This window comes from Leisingera sp. MMG026, from assembly GCF_021654205.1.
Classification (GTDB): domain Bacteria; phylum Pseudomonadota; class Alphaproteobacteria; order Rhodobacterales; family Rhodobacteraceae; genus Leisingera.
The window spans coordinates 1-16,275 of the sequence record NZ_JAKFZM010000001.1 but is presented as its reverse complement, the minus strand read 5'-3'; the positions used below and the strand labels follow the sequence as shown (position 1 = coordinate 16,275).

The 16,275-nt window shown below is 61.4% G+C and carries 13 protein-coding genes and 2 pseudogenes; 7 read left to right on the top strand and 8 right to left on the bottom strand.

Translation table 11 applies throughout. The features are described 5' to 3' along the window. Nucleotides 1-106 precede the first annotated feature (106 nt). The 6 genes from rseP to pyrH form a co-directional block, all read right to left on the bottom strand. Nucleotides 107-1,456 carry an RIP metalloprotease RseP gene (gene rseP / locus L1069_RS00075; protein ID WP_237454388.1) on the bottom strand — a complete coding sequence of 450 codons (1,350 nt, stop codon included), beginning with the start codon at nt 1,454-1,456 and terminating at the stop codon, nt 107-109. Between the two features lie 4 nt (nt 1,457-1,460). Next, the gene (dxr, locus tag L1069_RS00070; RefSeq protein ID WP_237454387.1) at nt 1,461-2,633 is read right to left on the bottom strand and encodes a 1-deoxy-D-xylulose-5-phosphate reductoisomerase; all 1,173 of its coding nucleotides are present in this window, start codon (nt 2,631-2,633) and stop codon (nt 1,461-1,463) included. Between the two features lie 16 nt (nt 2,634-2,649). Next, entirely contained in the window at nt 2,650-3,426 is a 777-nt protein-coding gene (locus L1069_RS00065; RefSeq protein ID WP_237454386.1) for a phosphatidate cytidylyltransferase, read from the bottom strand. Continuing rightward, on the bottom strand, nt 3,423-4,181 hold the full coding sequence (locus L1069_RS00060; protein WP_129370700.1) for an isoprenyl transferase: 759 nt from the start codon (nt 4,179-4,181) through the stop codon (nt 3,423-3,425). The genes L1069_RS00065 and L1069_RS00060 overlap by 4 nt, the downstream gene beginning before the upstream one ends. A gap of 8 nt (nt 4,182-4,189) precedes the next feature. Beyond that, a complete protein-coding gene (gene frr / locus L1069_RS00055) occupies nt 4,190-4,753 on the bottom strand; it encodes a ribosome recycling factor (protein ID WP_129370698.1) in 564 nt (187 codons plus the stop codon). A gap of 265 nt (nt 4,754-5,018) precedes the next feature. After that, entirely contained in the window at nt 5,019-5,768 is a 750-nt protein-coding gene (gene pyrH / locus L1069_RS00050; protein ID WP_129370696.1) for a UMP kinase, read from the bottom strand. Between the two features lie 129 nt (nt 5,769-5,897). Here pyrH and miaA point away from each other — a divergent pair, with 129 nt between their 5' ends. The 6 genes from miaA to L1069_RS00020 all read left to right on the top strand — a co-directional run bounded on the left by miaA (nt 5,898) and on the right by L1069_RS00020 (nt 14,304). After that, nucleotides 5,898-6,758 (top strand): tRNA (adenosine(37)-N6)-dimethylallyltransferase MiaA, encoded by an 861-nt coding sequence (miaA, locus tag L1069_RS00045; protein WP_237454385.1) that lies wholly within the window; start codon nt 5,898-5,900, stop codon nt 6,756-6,758. Between the two features lie 137 nt (nt 6,759-6,895). Further along, nucleotides 6,896-7,708 (top strand): helix-turn-helix domain-containing protein, encoded by an 813-nt coding sequence (locus tag L1069_RS00040; RefSeq protein WP_237454384.1) that lies wholly within the window; start codon nt 6,896-6,898, stop codon nt 7,706-7,708. Nucleotides 7,709-8,008: 300 nt separating this feature from the next. After that, on the top strand, nt 8,009-9,673 hold the full coding sequence (locus L1069_RS00035) for an ABC transporter substrate-binding protein (RefSeq protein WP_237454383.1): 1,665 nt from the start codon (nt 8,009-8,011) through the stop codon (nt 9,671-9,673). A 122-nt stretch (nt 9,674-9,795) separates the two neighbouring features. After that, complete coding sequence (locus tag L1069_RS00030) at nt 9,796-10,848, top strand: ABC transporter permease (protein ID WP_129370690.1); 1,053 nt, start codon at nt 9,796-9,798, stop codon at nt 10,846-10,848. A gap of 15 nt (nt 10,849-10,863) precedes the next feature. Continuing rightward, nucleotides 10,864-12,078, top strand: coding sequence for an ABC transporter permease (locus L1069_RS00025; protein ID WP_129370688.1), 1,215 nt, complete (start codon nt 10,864-10,866; stop codon nt 12,076-12,078). Nucleotides 12,079-12,213: 135 nt separating this feature from the next. Continuing rightward, a complete protein-coding gene (locus L1069_RS00020; RefSeq protein WP_129370687.1) occupies nt 12,214-14,304 on the top strand; it encodes an ABC transporter ATP-binding protein in 2,091 nt (696 codons plus the stop codon). Between the two features lie 243 nt (nt 14,305-14,547). On the opposite strand, the pseudogene L1069_RS00015 reads toward L1069_RS00020, so the two are convergent. Then, nucleotides 14,548-14,793, bottom strand: a pseudogene (locus L1069_RS00015) (IS3 family transposase); the annotation flags it as partial. Nucleotides 14,794-15,015: 222 nt separating this feature from the next. Here L1069_RS00015 and L1069_RS00010 point away from each other — a divergent pair. After that, nucleotides 15,016-15,129, top strand: a pseudogene (locus tag L1069_RS00010) (IS110 family transposase); the annotation flags it as partial. Nucleotides 15,130-15,170: 41 nt separating this feature from the next. Here the strand turns inward: L1069_RS00010 and L1069_RS00005 are convergent. Continuing rightward, nucleotides 15,171-16,190 (bottom strand): IS110 family transposase, encoded by a 1,020-nt coding sequence (locus L1069_RS00005; RefSeq protein ID WP_237454382.1) that lies wholly within the window; start codon nt 16,188-16,190, stop codon nt 15,171-15,173. Between the last annotated feature and the right edge of the window lie 85 nt (nt 16,191-16,275).

Sequence of the window (16,275 nt, the reverse complement as noted above, 5' to 3'; positions counted from 1 at the left end):
CGCCTATCCGGCACAATCTGCGGGTTGATAAAAAGTTAACGGGAGAATGTGGCAGCACTTGGGCGGCAACATGGCCGCCCGAAGTCATCCTTTCCGTGCCGGCTTCTCAGCAGAACAAATCATTGCCAAGCGCGAACACCATTAGCGACAGCACGATGGCGATACCAAGCGACATCAGCACCCGCACCGCCCGGTCACTGGGCGGACGGCCTGACACCGCCTCGTAGGCATAGAACATCAGATGGCCGCCATCCAGCGCGGGCACCGGGAACAGGTTCAGCAGGCCGACGGCCGTCGACAGCACCGCAATGAAACGGATAAAGCTCTCAGCCCCCTGGCTGGCCATCGCGCCCGAAGTTTCGGCAATGCCGATCGGCCCGGACAGATTGCAGGTGCTGATGGCACCGGTGATCATATGTTTCAGCCCCGACAACGAGGTCTCCACCACTGCCCAAACCTGATAGGTGCCCGCCGCCAATGAGGCGCCGAAGCCTGCGGGTACTGTGGCCGGTTCAAAGGCCAGGCCGCCAATGATGCCGATCCGCCAGCGGGTGGCAAAACCGCCATCCGGCTGCGGCTCATCCGTGCGGCGCGGCGCCAGAGCCATTTCGACCTGCTCGCCGTCCCGCCAGACGTCCAGCACCAGCACTTTGCCGTCCGCGGCCTCGACGTGCGTCTTGAGCTGGTCAAAGGACACAACCGGCGCGCCGTTCATCGCCAGGATCACGTCTTCCGGCTGCAATCCGGCATCCGCCGCAGCACTGCGCGGCACCACACCGCGCACATAGGGAGGGTAAAGATACGGTCCGTTGACGCTGATGTCTCTGCCGTCGCGGCGCACTTGATATTCCAGCGGCTGCTCTTGCGGCAGGGCTTCGCGAAAGGCCTCCCAGGCATCGGGGTCGGTATAGCTTGGCACCGCAATGCCACCCGCTGTGATCAGCTCATCCCCCTGCTGCAGGCCGCTTTCGACCCCAGGCAGCGGCGCCAGCGCGCCAATGGTCAGCGGGTCGCGCATGATGCCCTGAGACATCGCAACCGCGGTAAAGATGATCGCCGACATCACAAAGTTGAACACCGGCCCGGCTGCGACAGTTGCGGTCCGGGCCCACAACGGCGCGCCATGCATGGTCCGGCGCAGGGCGGCCGGATCGTCAGCGGCGGCTTGCATTGCCCCGGCATCCTTGCCCGAGGCCGCATCGGCATCGCCAAGGAATTTCACATAACCGCCGAACGGCAGCGCGGCGACCTGCCAGCGGGTGCCGTGCTTGTCCACCCGGCTCCACAGCACCGGGCCGAACCCCAGCGAGAACACTTCGGCGTGAATCCCCGACCAGCGGCCAACGATATAGTGGCCGTATTCATGCACGGCCACTATCACCGACAGGGCGATGACAAAGCTGGCAATCGTATAAAGAAAACCGCCAAACTGCGGGACAAAAGCAAGTACGTCCAAAGATCTACCCTATGCGTTCTTCTGCGGCGCGCGCCGCCTGTTGCCGGGCGAGATGGTCAACCCGGGTCACGTTATCAAGTGTCATTGCGGCATCAATGAGGTCACGTTCCGCTGACATGCGCTCCAGCGCGGTCTCGGTGACAGCCGACATATCAGTGAACCGGATGCGGCCTGCGATGAAGTCATCCAGCGCCTGTTCCTTGGCCCCGTTGAAGGCCGCGCCCATCATACCGCCGCGGTCCATCACATCATAGGCCAGGCGCAGCGCCGGGTACCGGGCCGGGTCCGGCGCACGGAAATTCAACTGGCCGATACGGGCCAGATCCAGCCGCTCCACCGGCAGTTCCCGGCGTTCCGGCCAATGCAGCGCGTATCCGATGGCGTGCCGCATGTCCGGCGCGCCCAGATGCGCCATCAGCGCCCCGTCCTTGAAACCAACCAGTGCATGGACCAGCGATTCGGGATGCAGCAGCACCTCGATCTGTTCAGGCCGGACACCAAAGTATTCACGAGTTTCAATAACTTCCAGTGCTTTATTGAACATGGATGCGCTGTCAATGGTGATCCGCTGACCCATATCCCAATTGGGGTGCGAGGACGCCTGCGCCAGGCTTGCACTTGGCAGGTCCTCCAGCGGCCAGTCCCGGAATGCACCGCCCGACGCGGTGATAATGATCCGTTCAACCGCTTCAATATCTTCGCCTGCCAGCCCCTGGAACACCGCCGAATGCTCGCTGTCCACCGGCAGCAGCCGGGCGCCATGCGCCGCTGCTGTCTCCAGCAGCAACCGGCCGGCGCAGACCAGCGATTCCTTGTTGGCCAGCGCCAGGGTGGTGCCGTGTTTCAGCGCCTCCAGCCCCGGAGCCAGACCAGCCGCGCCCACAATGGCCGACATGATCCAATCGGCAGGCCGTGCAGCAGCCTGCACCAGCGCCGCCTGCCCTGCTGCGGCCTTGACGCCGGTGCCTGCCAGCGCCGCGCGCAGATCCGGCAGGCGGTTGTCATAAGCAGTCACAGCAACATCAGCCCGCAGCGCAACAGCGTCTTCGGCCAGCCGCGCGATATTGGCGCCGCCGGTCAGCGCCACCACGTCATAAGCATCCGGCGCGCGGCGGATCAGATCGATGGTGTTCTGGCCAATCGAGCCCGTCGCGCCGAAAATCGAGACTTTCCGCATAGCTTTTCCTGTCTGGTTATCCCCAGAGGGCGGTCACGGCCAGGAACATCGCCGCAGCCCCCAGCATCCCGTCGAACCGGTCGAACAGCCCGCCGTGGCCGGGAATCAGCCCGCTGGAATCCTTGACGCCCATCTTCCGCTTCAGTGCGCTCTCGGCCACGTCACCCGCCTGGCTGGCCATCGACAGCAGCACCGACAGCACCACGATGCCATAGCCCAGACCTATCTGCCCCGCAAAAACCGCCCCCACGATAGCCGCCGCAAGCCAGCCCGCTGCAGTGCCGCTCCAGGTTTTCTTGGGACTGACACGCGGCCAGAACTTTGGCCCGCCGATTGCCTTGCCAGCGAAGTAGCCCGCAATGTCGGTGGCCACCACAATGCCGATCAGCCACAGCATCCAGGCCATTCCCATCTGACCGCGCAGCCAGATAAAGCCGAAACCCGCCAGCAGAACCCACAAGGCAAAGCCGGTGAAATACTGCCGCCGCTCGCTGATCTGGCTGAACCCTGCCGCCACAGGGGCCGCCAAGACCGGCAGCACCCAAAGCACGGGCAGGAACGACGCCAGCAGTACCGCAACGGCAGAGATTGCGCCAAGCTGCAGCGCAGTGCCGCTGCGCGCAGGCTGAAGCATCCGCACCAGTTCCCACACCATGCCGCCGCTGCACAGCGCAATCAGCACATCAAACACCAGCCCGCCGGCCCATACGGCATATCCGCCCGCAGCCACCATCACCACAGCAGACAGGGCCCGCGGCAGCAGGTCGGCCCAGCGGCCCTTGGCGGCACTCATGTTTTGACGGCCCCGAACCGGCGGTCGCGGCTGCCATAGCTGTTGCAAAGCCGCGCCAGCTCCTCGCCGGAGAAATCCGGCCACAGCGTGTCGATGAACTCATATTCCGCATAGGCCGATTGCCACAGCAGAAAGTTCGAGATCCGCGCCTCGCCGCTGGTGCGGATCACCAGATCCGGATCCGGCAGCACATGGGTGTCCAGATACCGCGGCAGGGTTTCTTCATCGACTTTGGCAGGATCAAGCCGGCCATCCGCTACATCCTGCGCCAGCCGCTTGGTGGCACGGGCAACCTCGTCACGGCCGCCGTAGTTCAGCGCAATAGTCAGCTGGGTGCCGTCGTTGCCTTCGGTCTTCTGTTCCAGCTTGTCCATCAGATCGATCAGCTTGGCATCCAGCCGAACCCGGTCGCCGATAAAGCGCACCCGGACATCTTTTTCGGCCAAAGCGTTCATTTCCTTGGAAATGTAACGCCGGAACAGGCTCATCAGACCTGCGACCTCGGTCTGGGTGCGTTTCCAGTTCTCGGTCGAGAAGGCAAAGATAGTCAGGTATTTCACGCCCAGACTTGGGCAGCACTCAACAACTTCACGCACCCGGCGCGCGCCGGCATGGTGGCCGAACAGCCGCGGCCGCCCGCGGGCCTGGGCCCAGCGGCCATTGCCGTCCATGATGATGGCCACATGGCGCGGGCCGGAGCGGACCGCCGGAGACTCCCCGGCGGCGCTCAATTGCGGATTTGCATCTCCTGGCATACTGCCGGTCAGACCTGCATGATTTCGGCTTGCTTGGTCTCAAGCGCCTCATCCACAGCTTTGATCATCTTGTCGGTCAGCTCCTGCACTTCGGCTTCCCAGAACTTCTGATCGTCTTCCGACATGCCGTCAGCCTTGGCCTTCTTGATCTGGTCCATGCCGTCGCGGCGCACGTTGCGGATCGAAACCCGGCCATGTTCGGCATACTGTCCGGCAACTTTGGTCAGCTCTCGGCGGCGTTCCTCGTTCAGCTCGGGAATCGGCAGCATGATGATAGTGCCGTTAAGCTGCGGGTTGATCCCCAGCCCGGATTCGCGGATTGCTTTTTCAACTTTACCGACCAGGCCCTTGTCCCAGACGTTGATTGTGACCATGCGCGGTTCCGGCACGTTCACGGTGCCGACCTGGTTGATCGGCGTCATCGAGCCATAGGCATCCACCATCACCGGCTCCAGCATCGAGCCAGAAGCCCGGCCGGTGCGCAAGGACGCGAATTCGGTCCGCAGGTTGGCCATGGCACCGTCCATACGGCGCTTCAGGTCGTCGGTATCCAGTTCAAAATCATCAGACATTCTGCTCTCTCCCCTTATCTGAGGCGGTCTTCCCTTGGCTCATAAGCCATTGGAAGGCTGATGTATAGCGATGTTGGCCAGGATTTGCCGCCGCCGGGACTGCATCCTGCCCCCTTGCCGGCCTCTCCTGTCATCCAGGAAATTTAGCCTGCGTTCCGGTGTTTTCACGGAATTGCCCTGCCCCGCCAAGGGATCTGCCCCGGCCGGAAACAAAAAAACGCGGGCCGCAATGGGCCCGCGTCTTTCCTCAGCCCCGGATCAGGGCTTAGCCGTGAACCTTGGTATAGGTGCCTTTGCCGGCCAGGATGCCGCGGAAGCCGCCCGGCTCATCCAGCGGGAACACGATCAACGGCAGATTGTTGTCACGCGCCAGCGCAATGGCTGACGCATCCATCACCTTCAGGCGTTTGGCAAAGACTTCGTCATAGCTGATCTCGTCATAACGGACGGCGTCGGCATGTTCCTTGGGGTCTTTGTCATAGACGCCATCAACCCCGTTCTTGCCCATAAAGATTGCCTCGCAGGCCATTTCATTGGCCCGCAGTGTGGCGGCGGTGTCGGTGGTGAAATACGGGTTGCCGGTGCCTGCCGCAAAGATGCAGACCCGCTTTTTCTCCAGGTGGCGCACGGCGCGGCGGCGGATATAGGGTTCGGCCACCTCATCCATGCGGATTGCCGAAATCACCCGGGTGAACACCCCTAGCTCCTCAAGCGCCGACTGCATGCCAAGCGCATTCATCACGGTTGCCAGCATCCCCATGTAATCAGCGGTGGTCCGTTCCATCCCCTGAGCCGAGCCGGACAGGCCGCGGAAGATGTTGCCGCCGCCGATCACCATGCAAATCTCGACGCCCATCTCCTGCACGGATTTCACTTCGCGGGCGATGCGCTGCACGGTCGGCGGATGCAGGCCGAACCCCTGATCGCCCATCAGCGCTTCGCCCGAAATTTTCAGCATGACGCGTTTATAGGCGGCGGCCGGATGCAGCTCCGGCTTGTCTTGCGGTTGAGGCATGTTGCGCTCCAGAAGATGTGAGGGTTAGTTTGCGCGCAAAATGAAGCAATTCGCCGCCGGTTTCAATCCGCGCTGCGCGCTTTCCGCACAGTTTTGCGGAACTGGACTTAAGAGACGGATCACGCCTGAATGAACCTGCCCGACATCAACCCGGATCTGCCTGTACTGATTGCCGGCCCGACCGCTTCGGGAAAGTCCGCGCTGGCGCTTGAAATTGCCGCGCGCCAGGGCGGCATCATCGTTAATGCCGATGCCAGCCAGGTCTATGATTGCTGGCGGGTGATCACCGCCCGCCCTTCGGCAGAGGAAGAAGCGCAGGCCCCCCACGCGCTCTACGGGCACATGCCCTATGATGCAGATTATTCCGCCGGCCATTGGCTGCGCGAGGTGCTGGAGCTGCTGAAAGGGCCTGAACGGGTGATCATCACCGGCGGCACCGGGCTTTACTTCACCGCCCTTACAGACGGCATGGCGGACATTCCTGCCACCCCGCCCGAGGTCCGCGCCGAAGGCGACAGCCTGCCCCTTGAGGCGCTGCTGGCAGAGCTGGACCCCAAGACCGCATCCCGCATCGATCTGCAGAACCGGGCCAGGGTGCAGCGCGCCTGGGAAGTGCTGAAGGCCACCGGCCGCCCGCTGGCCGGCTGGCAGGATGACACCCCCGCCCCGGCGCTGCCGCTGTCCGGCTGCACCGCACTGGTGCTGAACTCAGAGAAATCCTGGCTGGAGGCCCGCATCCGCAAACGCTTTGGTCAGATGCTGGATCAGGGCGCCATGGAGGAGATCGGCGCGATGCAGGACCGCTATGACCCTGCCCTGCCCTCCTGCAAGGCGATCGGGGTTCCGGAATTGATGGCCTACGGCCAAGGCCGGATTTCGCTGGCCGAGGCAGAAGAACGCGCGGCCATCGCCACCCGGCGGTTCGCCAAGCGTCAGCGCAGCTGGTTCCGCGCCCGCATGAAAGACTGGCATCAGGTGGCCCTGGCCTGACCGCAGCCGGGGCTGCCAGCCGGCATAAACCCTAAAAATTTAGACGTTTTCGGCACCAACCGGCGGAAACTTGCCAGAATCAGCGATTCATGCCCTGTTGCAGCAGATCGTATTTGTTCCTGTGCCTAAGATATCTGATGCCATTTGATCCGACCCTGTCCGGCGACATTCACGCCGCCCCTTTATCCCGGCTTGCCCCAGATGGCGCCTGGCAGACCGGGCTGGCACATACCCGGCGCGAACACCTGCTGATCTGGATCACCCGCGGACAGGGGCGTATCTGTGTCAATGGCGCACAGCGCGGCTTTGGCCCCTACAGCGCCATCTTTCTTCCGGCCGGCACGCTGTGGTCCGCCGAATTCACCCGCCAGTGCCTGGGGCAGGTTCTGTCAGTATCCGGCCCGCTGCCGCTGCCGTTTCCGGAAACGCCGGTCCAGAAGCGGTTCGCCAGCCTTCAGGACCAGGCCAGGCTGACCGCCCTGTTCGAAGCCATCAGCCGCGAGCAGAACGAGCAGAAGCTGCTCTGGCACCGCTCCGTTCAGGCCCATTGCGAATTGGCCGCCATTGCCTTGCACCGGCAACCGGAGCCCGCCGGACGGGCTGCCCGGCAGACCGCAGCGCAGCGCCTGTGCCAGGCCTACTGCCTGCGCATCGCCGAACTGCCCGGCACCCAGACCGCCATGGCCGGTCACGCGGCCGCGCTGAAGGTGACGCCAACCCACTTGACGCGGGTGTGCAAGGCCGAGACCGGCAAGACCGCTGCGGCCCTGCTGACCGAGCGCCAGCTGCACACCGCGCGCACGCTGCTGATCAGCTCTGAGCTGCCCATCCGCGACATCGCTGCTCATCTGGGGTTTGGCAGCGCCGCCTACTTCACCCGTTTCATCTCCCAGCACGCCGGTCAAACCCCCAGCGCAGTGCGTAAAGCCGCCCGCAAGAAGTCACAATAGTTTGATCCGCTTGCAGATTCTTGCATGTTTTCCAGTAAGTGCGGATTTCACACCGGTTACTGGGCAGTTTTGAACAGTATTCAGTAGCATACCGTTTCAATTCGGGAAAACGACACCCCGAATGTCGTAATTTTACCTTCAAACGCCGAAACTGTGCATTGACGAAACGGCATATCTCTGCCCGAATACAGCCATGGGGAAACTTTAATCCAAAACGCTAAACAAAAACGCCCGGCACGCCGCCGGGCCAAAATCCGTTTCGCAAGACAAATGACCAAACGGGATAACAGGGAGACCTAAATGACCAACGACACAATCAACGGAGCACCGGTACACTGGGCCGCCAAGATGCACGCCGAAGAAGTGCTGGATGGCAAGCTCGACCGCCGTGAATTCCTGACCCGCGCCACCGCGCTTGGTGTGGCTGCCAGCGCTGCTTACGGCATGATCGGCATTGCCGCACCGGTGCAGGCTGCTGAAGAGAAAAAACAAGGCGGAACCCTGCGCATCCAGACCGAGGTCCGCCCGCTGAAGGACCCGCGCACCTTTGACTGGTCGCAGATGGCCAACAAGACCCGCGGCACCATCGAATACCTGGTTGAATACAACAATGACGGCTCTATCACCGGCATGCTGCTGGAAAGCTGGGAAGTCAATGAGGACGCAACCGTTTACACGCTGAACGTCCGCAAAGGCGTCAAGTGGAACAACGGCGACGACTTCACCGCCGAAGACGTGGCCCGCAACATTGCAGGCTGGTGCGACAAGTCGCTGGAAGGCAACTCGATGGCCGGCCGCTTTGCGACCCTGATCGACACAGACGCCGGCCAGGCGATTGAAGGCGGCATCGAAGTGGTCGACAGCCACACCGTGAAGCTGAACCTGCCGAATTCCGACATTTCGCTGATCGCGGGCATGGCGGATTATCCGGCGGCGATTGTTCACGCGTCCTTCCAGACCAATGATTTCCTGACCAACGTCGGCACCGGCCCGTTCCTGCTGACAGAACTGGAAGTGGGCGTGAAGGCGACCCTGGAACGCAACGATAACCACACCTGGTGGGGAGAAGCGATTTACGGCAAACCTGCGTTGGACCGTATCGAATACGTCGATTTCGGCACCGACCCGTCGTCCTGGCTGGCTGCTCTGGAATCCGACGAAGTCGACATGCTCTATGAATCAGTGGGTGAATTCATCGACGTGATGGACGGTCTTGGCTACAAGAAGTCCGAAGTTGTGACCATGTCCTCGATTGTGATCCGCACCAACCAGCTGGCGGAATTCGATGGTAAGAAGCCCTATGCAGACAAACGCGTCCGCAAGGCGATTCAGATGGCTGTCGACAACTCCGTCTGTCTTGAACTCGGCTATGGCGGCCGCGGTGAACCCGCGGAAAACCACCATGTCGGCCCGATCCACCCGGAATACGCCGAACTGCCGCCGCAGAAGTTCGATCCTGAAGGTGCCCGCGCGCTGATGGAAGAAGCCGGCATGATGGATTTCGAACATGAAATCCTGTCGATCGACGACGACTGGCGCCGGAACACCACCGATGCCGTGGCCGCACAGCTGCGCGACGCAGGTTTCAAGGTCAAGCGGACAGTTCTGCCCGGCTCGACCTTCTGGAACGACTGGGTGAAGTACCCCTTCTCCTCGACCAACTGGAACCACCGCCCGCTGGGTGTGCAGATCTGGGCCCTGGCCTATAAGTCCGGCGAAGCCTGGAACGAATTCGGCTGGGAAAACGCTGAATTCGACGCCCTGCTGGAAGAAGCTCTGTCGATCGCCGACGCCGACAAGCGCCGCGAGATCTCTGCCAAAGGCCAGGCGCTGATCCAGGAAGAAGGCGTTACCATCCAGCCTTACTGGCGTTCGCTCTACCGCCACATGCGCGAAGGCGTTGTCGGCGCGGACATGCACGTGTCCTTCGAACACCACCACTACAAATGGGGCTGGGCGGCGTAAGCCACGCCCTAACAGGCTCCCGGCACCCGCACCGCCCCGGATGGGGCGGTGCTTTCCAGCTCATACGATAAGAGACCCGCACCTGCAGCCGGGTCCGATCCGCCAGACTGACAGGGGACCCCATGGGACTTTTCATTCTCCGACGTTCAGGCGTGATGCTGCTGACGGCCTTGTGCCTGACGTTCATCGTGTTCTTCCTGACGAACCTCTACCCAAACCTTGAGAAACTCGCCAAAACCCAGGGCAACTTCCGGATGTCGGATGAAGCCGTGGCCAGCTGGCTGGATGCCAACGGCTATGGCGGCTCCATGGTCTCAAAATACGGCCAATGGCTGGGTGTCCTGCCCGGCTGGACCCGCGAAACCGAAGACGGCTACAGCGGCCGGTGCATGACAGGCACCGTTTCAGCCGAAGTGGCCGCCGAAGCCTCGACCTTTTGCGGTATTCTGCAGGGCGACTGGGGCTATTCCACCCGTTTTAAAGACGAGGTTTCCTCCATCGTGGCAGTGCGTTTGGGCAATACCGGCCGTCTGATGTTCTGGGTGCTGGTCCTGATGATCCCATCGGCACTGATCATCGGCGTCCTGGCGGGGATGCGCGAAGGATCGGTGACGGACCGAAGCCTTTCGACGGCCTCAATCCTGACGACGGCAACGCCGGAATATGTGTCCGGGGTGATCTTCATCGCTGTCTTCACATCTTCCACCGTCGGCCTGAAATGGTTCAAGGGCACCGCCACTTCGGCGATGGATAATCCGAATTTTGAAAACTTCTTCCTGCCGGTGCTGACCATCGCGCTCTACGGCATGGGCTACATCGCCCGGATGACCCGCGCCTCGATGACCGAGGTGATGACTGCGCAATACATCCGCACCGCGCGCCTTAAGGGTGTGAGTTTTCACAACATCGTTCTGAAACACGCGCTCAGGAATGCGCTGATTGCGCCTTTCACCGTCATCATGCTGCAGTTCCCCTGGTTGCTGAACGGCGTGGTGATTGTTGAAACCCTGTTCAACTACAAGGGCTTCGGCTGGATCCTGGTGGAAGCCGCAGGCAACAACGACATCGAACTGCTGCTGGCCGTCTCTGTGGTCTCAGTTGTCGTGGTTCTTGTGACACAGCTGATCTCGGACATCGGCTATGTGTACCTGAACCCGCGTATCCGGATCTCTTAAGGAAGGCAGCAGAGAATGGAACCTCTTAGCGCAATTGAAATTGCAGGGCGTATTATCTACCAGCTGTCTCCGGTTTGGATTTCCCTGGTGATCCTCTACGCTTTCTCGATCGGCTTCAAACGGCGGCTTGGCCTGTACGGCAAGCTGTTTGACAGCCCCATCGGCATGATCGGCTTTGGCCTGGTGATGTTCTGGGTGTTCACCGGTGTCTACGGCGCCATGGACATGATCATCACCCATGACCCGCTAAGCCAGCTTTCGGGCATGAAGAACAAGGTGCCTGGCACCCCGCTTCGCAACCCCGAAGAAGGCCAGTATGAATGGTATCTGCTGGGCGGCGACAACCTGGCCCGCGACGTCTTCAGCCGTCTGGTCAAGGGCGCCTGGGAAGTCATCAAGATTGCCCCGATGGCCGCGGTCTTTGCCTTTATGGTGGGGATCACCCTGGGCCTGCCCGCGGGCTATTACGGCGGCCGCCTGGACACGATCCTGTCGTTTGCAGCCAACCTGATCCTGGCCTTCCCGGTGATCCTGCTGTTCTACCTGCTGGTGACCCCGGAAATCGTCGCCACCGGTGTTCCGAACTATATGGCCATCGTGCTGTTTGTGTTCCCGATCATCTTTGTCGGGGTGCTGCTGAACTCGCGCTACTACACCCGGCCCAAGCTGCGTAACTGGCTGCTGCCGGTTGTGCTGGGGACCATCATCTGGTTCTACCTGCAGCTGGTCTCCAACGGCGGTTACCTGATCAAGACGCCGGAATACGCGATCTGGGGCCTGCCCCGGGCGATGGATATGTTCGACATTCCCGGCGGTATCCTGGTGGTGTTTGTCTCGGTGGTCTTTGTCAACTCGCCCACGGTGTACCGTATCGTGCGCGGCCTGACGCTGGACATCAAAACCCGCGACTATGTGGCCGCAGCGCAAACCCGCGGCGAAGGTCCCTGGTACATCATGCTGTGGGAGATCCTGCCCAACGCCCGCGGCCCGCTAATCGTCGATTTCTGCCTGCGCATCGGCTATACCACCATCCTGCTGGGCACCCTGGGCTTCTTCGGCCTTGGCCTGCCGCCGGAAAGCCCGGACTGGGGATCGACCATCAATGACGGGCGCAAGCTGCTGTCGATCTACCTGCACCCGGCGCTGCCGCCTGCCTTTGCCCTGCTGACGCTGGTTCTTGGTCTGAACCTGCTGGCGGACGGGTTGCGCGAAGAGAGCCTGAAGGATTGATGCGACAAACCCGGGGGGCCAGCCCCGCCGCCAGCTGGGCTTGAACCAGTGGCGCCACAGCAGGCAGCCCCCCGGGATACCTGAGGCCAGAAGAAAGGGGTCTTTCCCTTCCAGCCTCAACAGGGAGACAAAAACATGAGCAAAATGGAAGAATACGACGGCCCGATCCTTGAGATTGACAAGCTGTCGATCTCCTTCTTCACCCGCCTGCGCGAAATTCCGGCGGTGATGGACTTTTCCGTAGCCGTGCAACCGGGTGAAGCTGTCGGGCTGGTCGGCGAGTCCGGCTGCGGCAAATCCACTGTGGCGCTGGGGGTTATGCAGGACCTCGGCAAGAACGGCCGCGTTGTCGGCGGCACCATCAAGTTCAAGGGCCGCGATCTGGCCGAGATGAGCGCCGAAGAACTGCGCGACATCCGCGGCAACGAGATCGCGATGATCTATCAGGAGCCGATGGCCTCGCTCAACCCGGCGATGAAAATCGGCAAACAGCTGATGGAAGTGCCGATGATCCACGAGGGCGTCAGCGAGAAGGAAGCCTACAACCGGGCGATGGAAGTGGTGACCGACGTGCGCCTGCCCGACCCGGAGCGGATGCTGAACTCCTTCCCGCACCAGCTGTCGGGCGGCCAGCAGCAGCGCATCGTGATTGCGATGGCGCTGATGTCGAAACCGTCGCTGCTGATCCTGGATGAACCCACTACCGCGCTCGACGTGACGGTTGAGGCCGCTGTGGTTGAGCTGGTGAAGGATCTGGGTAAGAAATACGGCACCTCGATGCTGTTCATCTCACACAACCTCGGCCTGGTGCTGGAAACCTGCGACCGCCTCTGCGTGATGTATTCCGGCGAAGCGGTTGAGCGCGGCTCGATCGCGGATGTGTTCGATGAAATGCAGCACCCCTATACCCAGGCGCTGTTCCGCTCAATCCCGCTGCCGGGTGCCGACAAGAACTCGCGCCCGCTGGTGGCCATTCCCGGCAACTTCCCCCTGCCCCACGAACGGCCCAACGGCTGCAACTTCGGGCCGCGCTGCGACTATTTCGAACAAGGCCGCTGCGATCAGGAAATGATTATCCCGATGTCGCCGGTGCATGGCAACGACCGCCATGAAACCCGCTGTCTGAAGTTCCAGGAAATCGACTGGAACGCCCCGATCACCTTGGCTGAGACGAAGGAAAAAACCGCGCCTGGCAAGGTTGTTCTCAAGATGGAAAACCTCAAGAAATACTATGAGGTCGCAGCCAACGCCCTGTTCGGCGGCGGCGAGAAGAAGGTGGTAAAAGCCAACGAAACGCTCAGCTTCGAGGCCCGCGAATCCGAAACCCTGGCCATCGTCGGTGAATCCGGTTGCGGCAAGTCCACCTTTGCCAAAGTGCTGATGGGCCTTGAAACCGCAACCGAAGGCCAGATCCTGCTGGACAATCAGAACATCGAACAGATCCCGATCGAGGAGCGCGACACCAGGACCGTCTCGGACGTGCAAATGGTGTTCCAGAACCCCTTCGACACGCTGAATCCGTCAATGTCGGTTGGCCGCCAGATCATACGGGCGCTGGAAATCTTCGGCATCGGCAACTCTGAAGCCGAGCGCAAAAAGCGGATGCTGGAGCTTTTGGACCTGGTAAAGCTGCCCCGCGCCTTTGCCGACCGGATGCCGCGGCAGCTGTCAGGCGGCCAGAAGCAGCGCGTGGGCATCGCCCGCGCCTTTGCCGGCGGTGCACGTATTGTGGTGGCGGACGAACCCGTCTCGGCGTTGGATGTGTCGGTGCAGGCGGCGGTAACCGACCTCTTGATGGAGATCCAGCGCAAGGAGAAAACCACGTTGCTGTTTATCTCCCATGATTTGTCGATCGTGCGCTACCTCAGCGACCGGGTGATGGTGATGTATCTCGGCCATGTGGTGGAACTGGGCGACACCGATCAGGTGTTCTCGCCGCCTTACCACCCCTACACCGAAGCACTGCTGAGCGCGGTTCCGATCGCCGACACCTCGATCGAGAAAGAGCACATCGTGCTGGAGGGCGATATTCCTTCGGCGATGAACCCGCCGCCGGGCTGCCCGTTCCAGACCCGTTGCCGCTGGAAGTCCGAAGTTCCAGGAGGCCTGTGCGATAAGGAAGTGCCGCCTGTGCGCCAGTTGGAAGACGGCCATCAGATCAAATGCCACCTTAGCGACGAGGTGCTGGAGCGCATGACACCTGTGATCAAAATCGCAGCGGAGTGAAGCCTTCAAGCAAACCACAATATAACGCCGCCTCTGGCTGTCTAAGGCCGCGGCGGCGTTTCTTTTGAGTGCAGTAAACACTTCAGTTCGAAAGATATTCCTGCGTTCCAGGCTGGGGACTAAGGCCGCGGCCAGCCAGTCCAGCCCGGCATGCTGCAGCATATCCCGGATCAATGTCACAGGTTCGCTGATCAGAGCCTGGTAGGATTGTGCCTGCAATGCATCTGACCTGCCACTGAACTTTCATCCAGCCGTGACCCGAGCCCGCTTGGTATTTACGCCGATTGGCGCAGGTTGAGAAATCGCCCGGCGTGCGGAGCTTTCATCTTTCGCAGCAGGGCGGGCGCTTGCGGTGATCAGGATTCGCGCATAGCCAGCCGGAGCCTGATAATCCAAGGCAGAACGGGCGCGTTCGGTGTTGTAGCCGACGGACCAGGCAGCGATCATGATCCGCCCGCGTGCCAAGTTTCGGAACATGGTTTCGCTCAGATGGCGTAATCGGGGCTCAGCTCCCGGACTCGCCGGTAGTCTTCTTGCCGGTAAGCCCATGACCCGGAGAACGGCCATGACTAGAGTATTGTATGTGGGCCTCGACGTCTCACTCGAGATGACCAGCATCTGTGTTGCCGATGCCGAGTGCGGAATGATCCTTGAGGCAAAGGCGGTCCCGACATCGGCAAAGTGCTGGCTGGTATCGACGGCACTTTCGGGCGAGTTGGTTTCGAAGCCGGGCCATTGCCGCAGTGGCTTTACAACCGCCTCACGAGCGCAGGCTTGCCCGCAGTCTGCAGTGAAGCGCGACATGCCAAGGCGGCGATGGCGGCCAGGAACCGCAACAGGAATGGCATGTGTGGGTGTACATCCGGTCAAGCGGCCGGCTGCCGGTAGTCTTCCAGTCGCGTCAGCATTACCCAGCTTGCACGAGCCGCCTTGTTCGCCATAGCAACGGCCGCAAGACGAACCGGTTTTCCGGCCAGCATTTTGGCGGTCCAGGTACCGGCCTTTTCAGGATTCCGTTTGGCCATCAGCATGCGGGATGTCATGCCAGCGATCAGGAGTTTCCGGGTGCAATGGGTCCCCTTCTTGGTGATGTGTCCGAGGCTCTCCTTGCCGCCACTGGTTTTGTTGAGCGGAGTGAATCCCAGCCAGGCGGCCAGATAGCGTCCGGTTCTGAACTGGTTGGCATCACTGATCGCCGCCACGATTGCAGATGCCGTGATCGGACCGGTCCCTGGCACCTGCATCAATCGCCGCGCATCGGCATCGCGCCGGGCGTGGCGTTCAATCAGCCTGGAGAAACCGTCAATGCGGGCGTTGAGCCCGAGGAGTTGGCAGCACAGCGTGCCGAGGCCCCCACTCGCCAGCTCAGGCATACCGGGATGACCGCCTTCGAGATGGCGTTTTGCAAAGGCAGTAACAGCCCCGGCACCGGTCGGAAGAACATGCCCGAATTCACGCAGCAAGCCGCGGATCATGGTCGCGGCCCGGGTTCTCTGACGGACAACAAGGCCGCGGGTGCGGTGGACCGACAACAGGGCCTGCCGGTCTTCCGTCTTTATCTCGGCAAATCTCATCGCCGGGCGGCGCACAGCTTCGCAGATTGCCTCCGCATCGGCTGCGTCCGGCTTTCCGCGCTTCACATTTGGCTTGACGTAAGTCGCTGGCATCAAAAGGACTTCATGCCTCAGCTTGCGAAATTGACTGCCCCGATGATGAGCCGAACCGCAGGCCTCCATGCCGGCCATGCATGACGGCAAGCTCTCAAAAAATGCCAACAGTCTGGCGCGCTTTATTTTGCGGTTGAAAACCTTGCGGCCCGTCTCGGAAATTCCATGAACCTGAAAAACATCCTTGGCGAGATCGAGACCTAGGGTTTTAACTGTCATTGGGAGGCTCCTGTCCCAGCAGTTCATGACAACTGCATGATGGCGCATCACGACGCCGGTGGAGCAGGAGCCATCCACTCCATCG

What these genes read in the sequence shown, in the direction of transcription:
- pyrH (WP_129370696.1), bottom strand. Translation starts at nt 5,768, where the DNA reads ATGCCTCAACCGCAAGACAAGCCGGAGCTGCATCCGGCCGCCGCCTAT.
- L1069_RS00020 (WP_129370687.1), top strand. Translation starts at nt 12,214, where the DNA reads ATGAGCAAAATGGAAGAATACGACGGCCCGATCCTTGAGATTGACAAG.
- miaA (WP_237454385.1), top strand. Translation starts at nt 5,898, where the DNA reads ATGAACCTGCCCGACATCAACCCGGATCTGCCTGTACTGATTGCCGGC.
- L1069_RS00030 (WP_129370690.1), top strand. Translation starts at nt 9,796, where the DNA reads ATGGGACTTTTCATTCTCCGACGTTCAGGCGTGATGCTGCTGACGGCC.
- L1069_RS00005 (WP_237454382.1), bottom strand. Translation starts at nt 16,190, where the DNA reads ATGACAGTTAAAACCCTAGGTCTCGATCTCGCCAAGGATGTTTTTCAG.
- L1069_RS00065 (WP_237454386.1), bottom strand. Translation starts at nt 3,426, where the DNA reads ATGAGTGCCGCCAAGGGCCGCTGGGCCGACCTGCTGCCGCGGGCCCTG.
- L1069_RS00060 (WP_129370700.1), bottom strand. Translation starts at nt 4,181, where the DNA reads ATGCCAGGAGATGCAAATCCGCAATTGAGCGCCGCCGGGGAGTCTCCG.
- L1069_RS00040 (WP_237454384.1), top strand. Translation starts at nt 6,896, where the DNA reads ATGCCATTTGATCCGACCCTGTCCGGCGACATTCACGCCGCCCCTTTA.
- L1069_RS00035 (WP_237454383.1), top strand. Translation starts at nt 8,009, where the DNA reads ATGACCAACGACACAATCAACGGAGCACCGGTACACTGGGCCGCCAAG.
- frr (WP_129370698.1), bottom strand. Translation starts at nt 4,753, where the DNA reads ATGTCTGATGATTTTGAACTGGATACCGACGACCTGAAGCGCCGTATG.
- dxr (WP_237454387.1), bottom strand. Translation starts at nt 2,633, where the DNA reads ATGCGGAAAGTCTCGATTTTCGGCGCGACGGGCTCGATTGGCCAGAAC.
- L1069_RS00025 (WP_129370688.1), top strand. Translation starts at nt 10,864, where the DNA reads ATGGAACCTCTTAGCGCAATTGAAATTGCAGGGCGTATTATCTACCAG.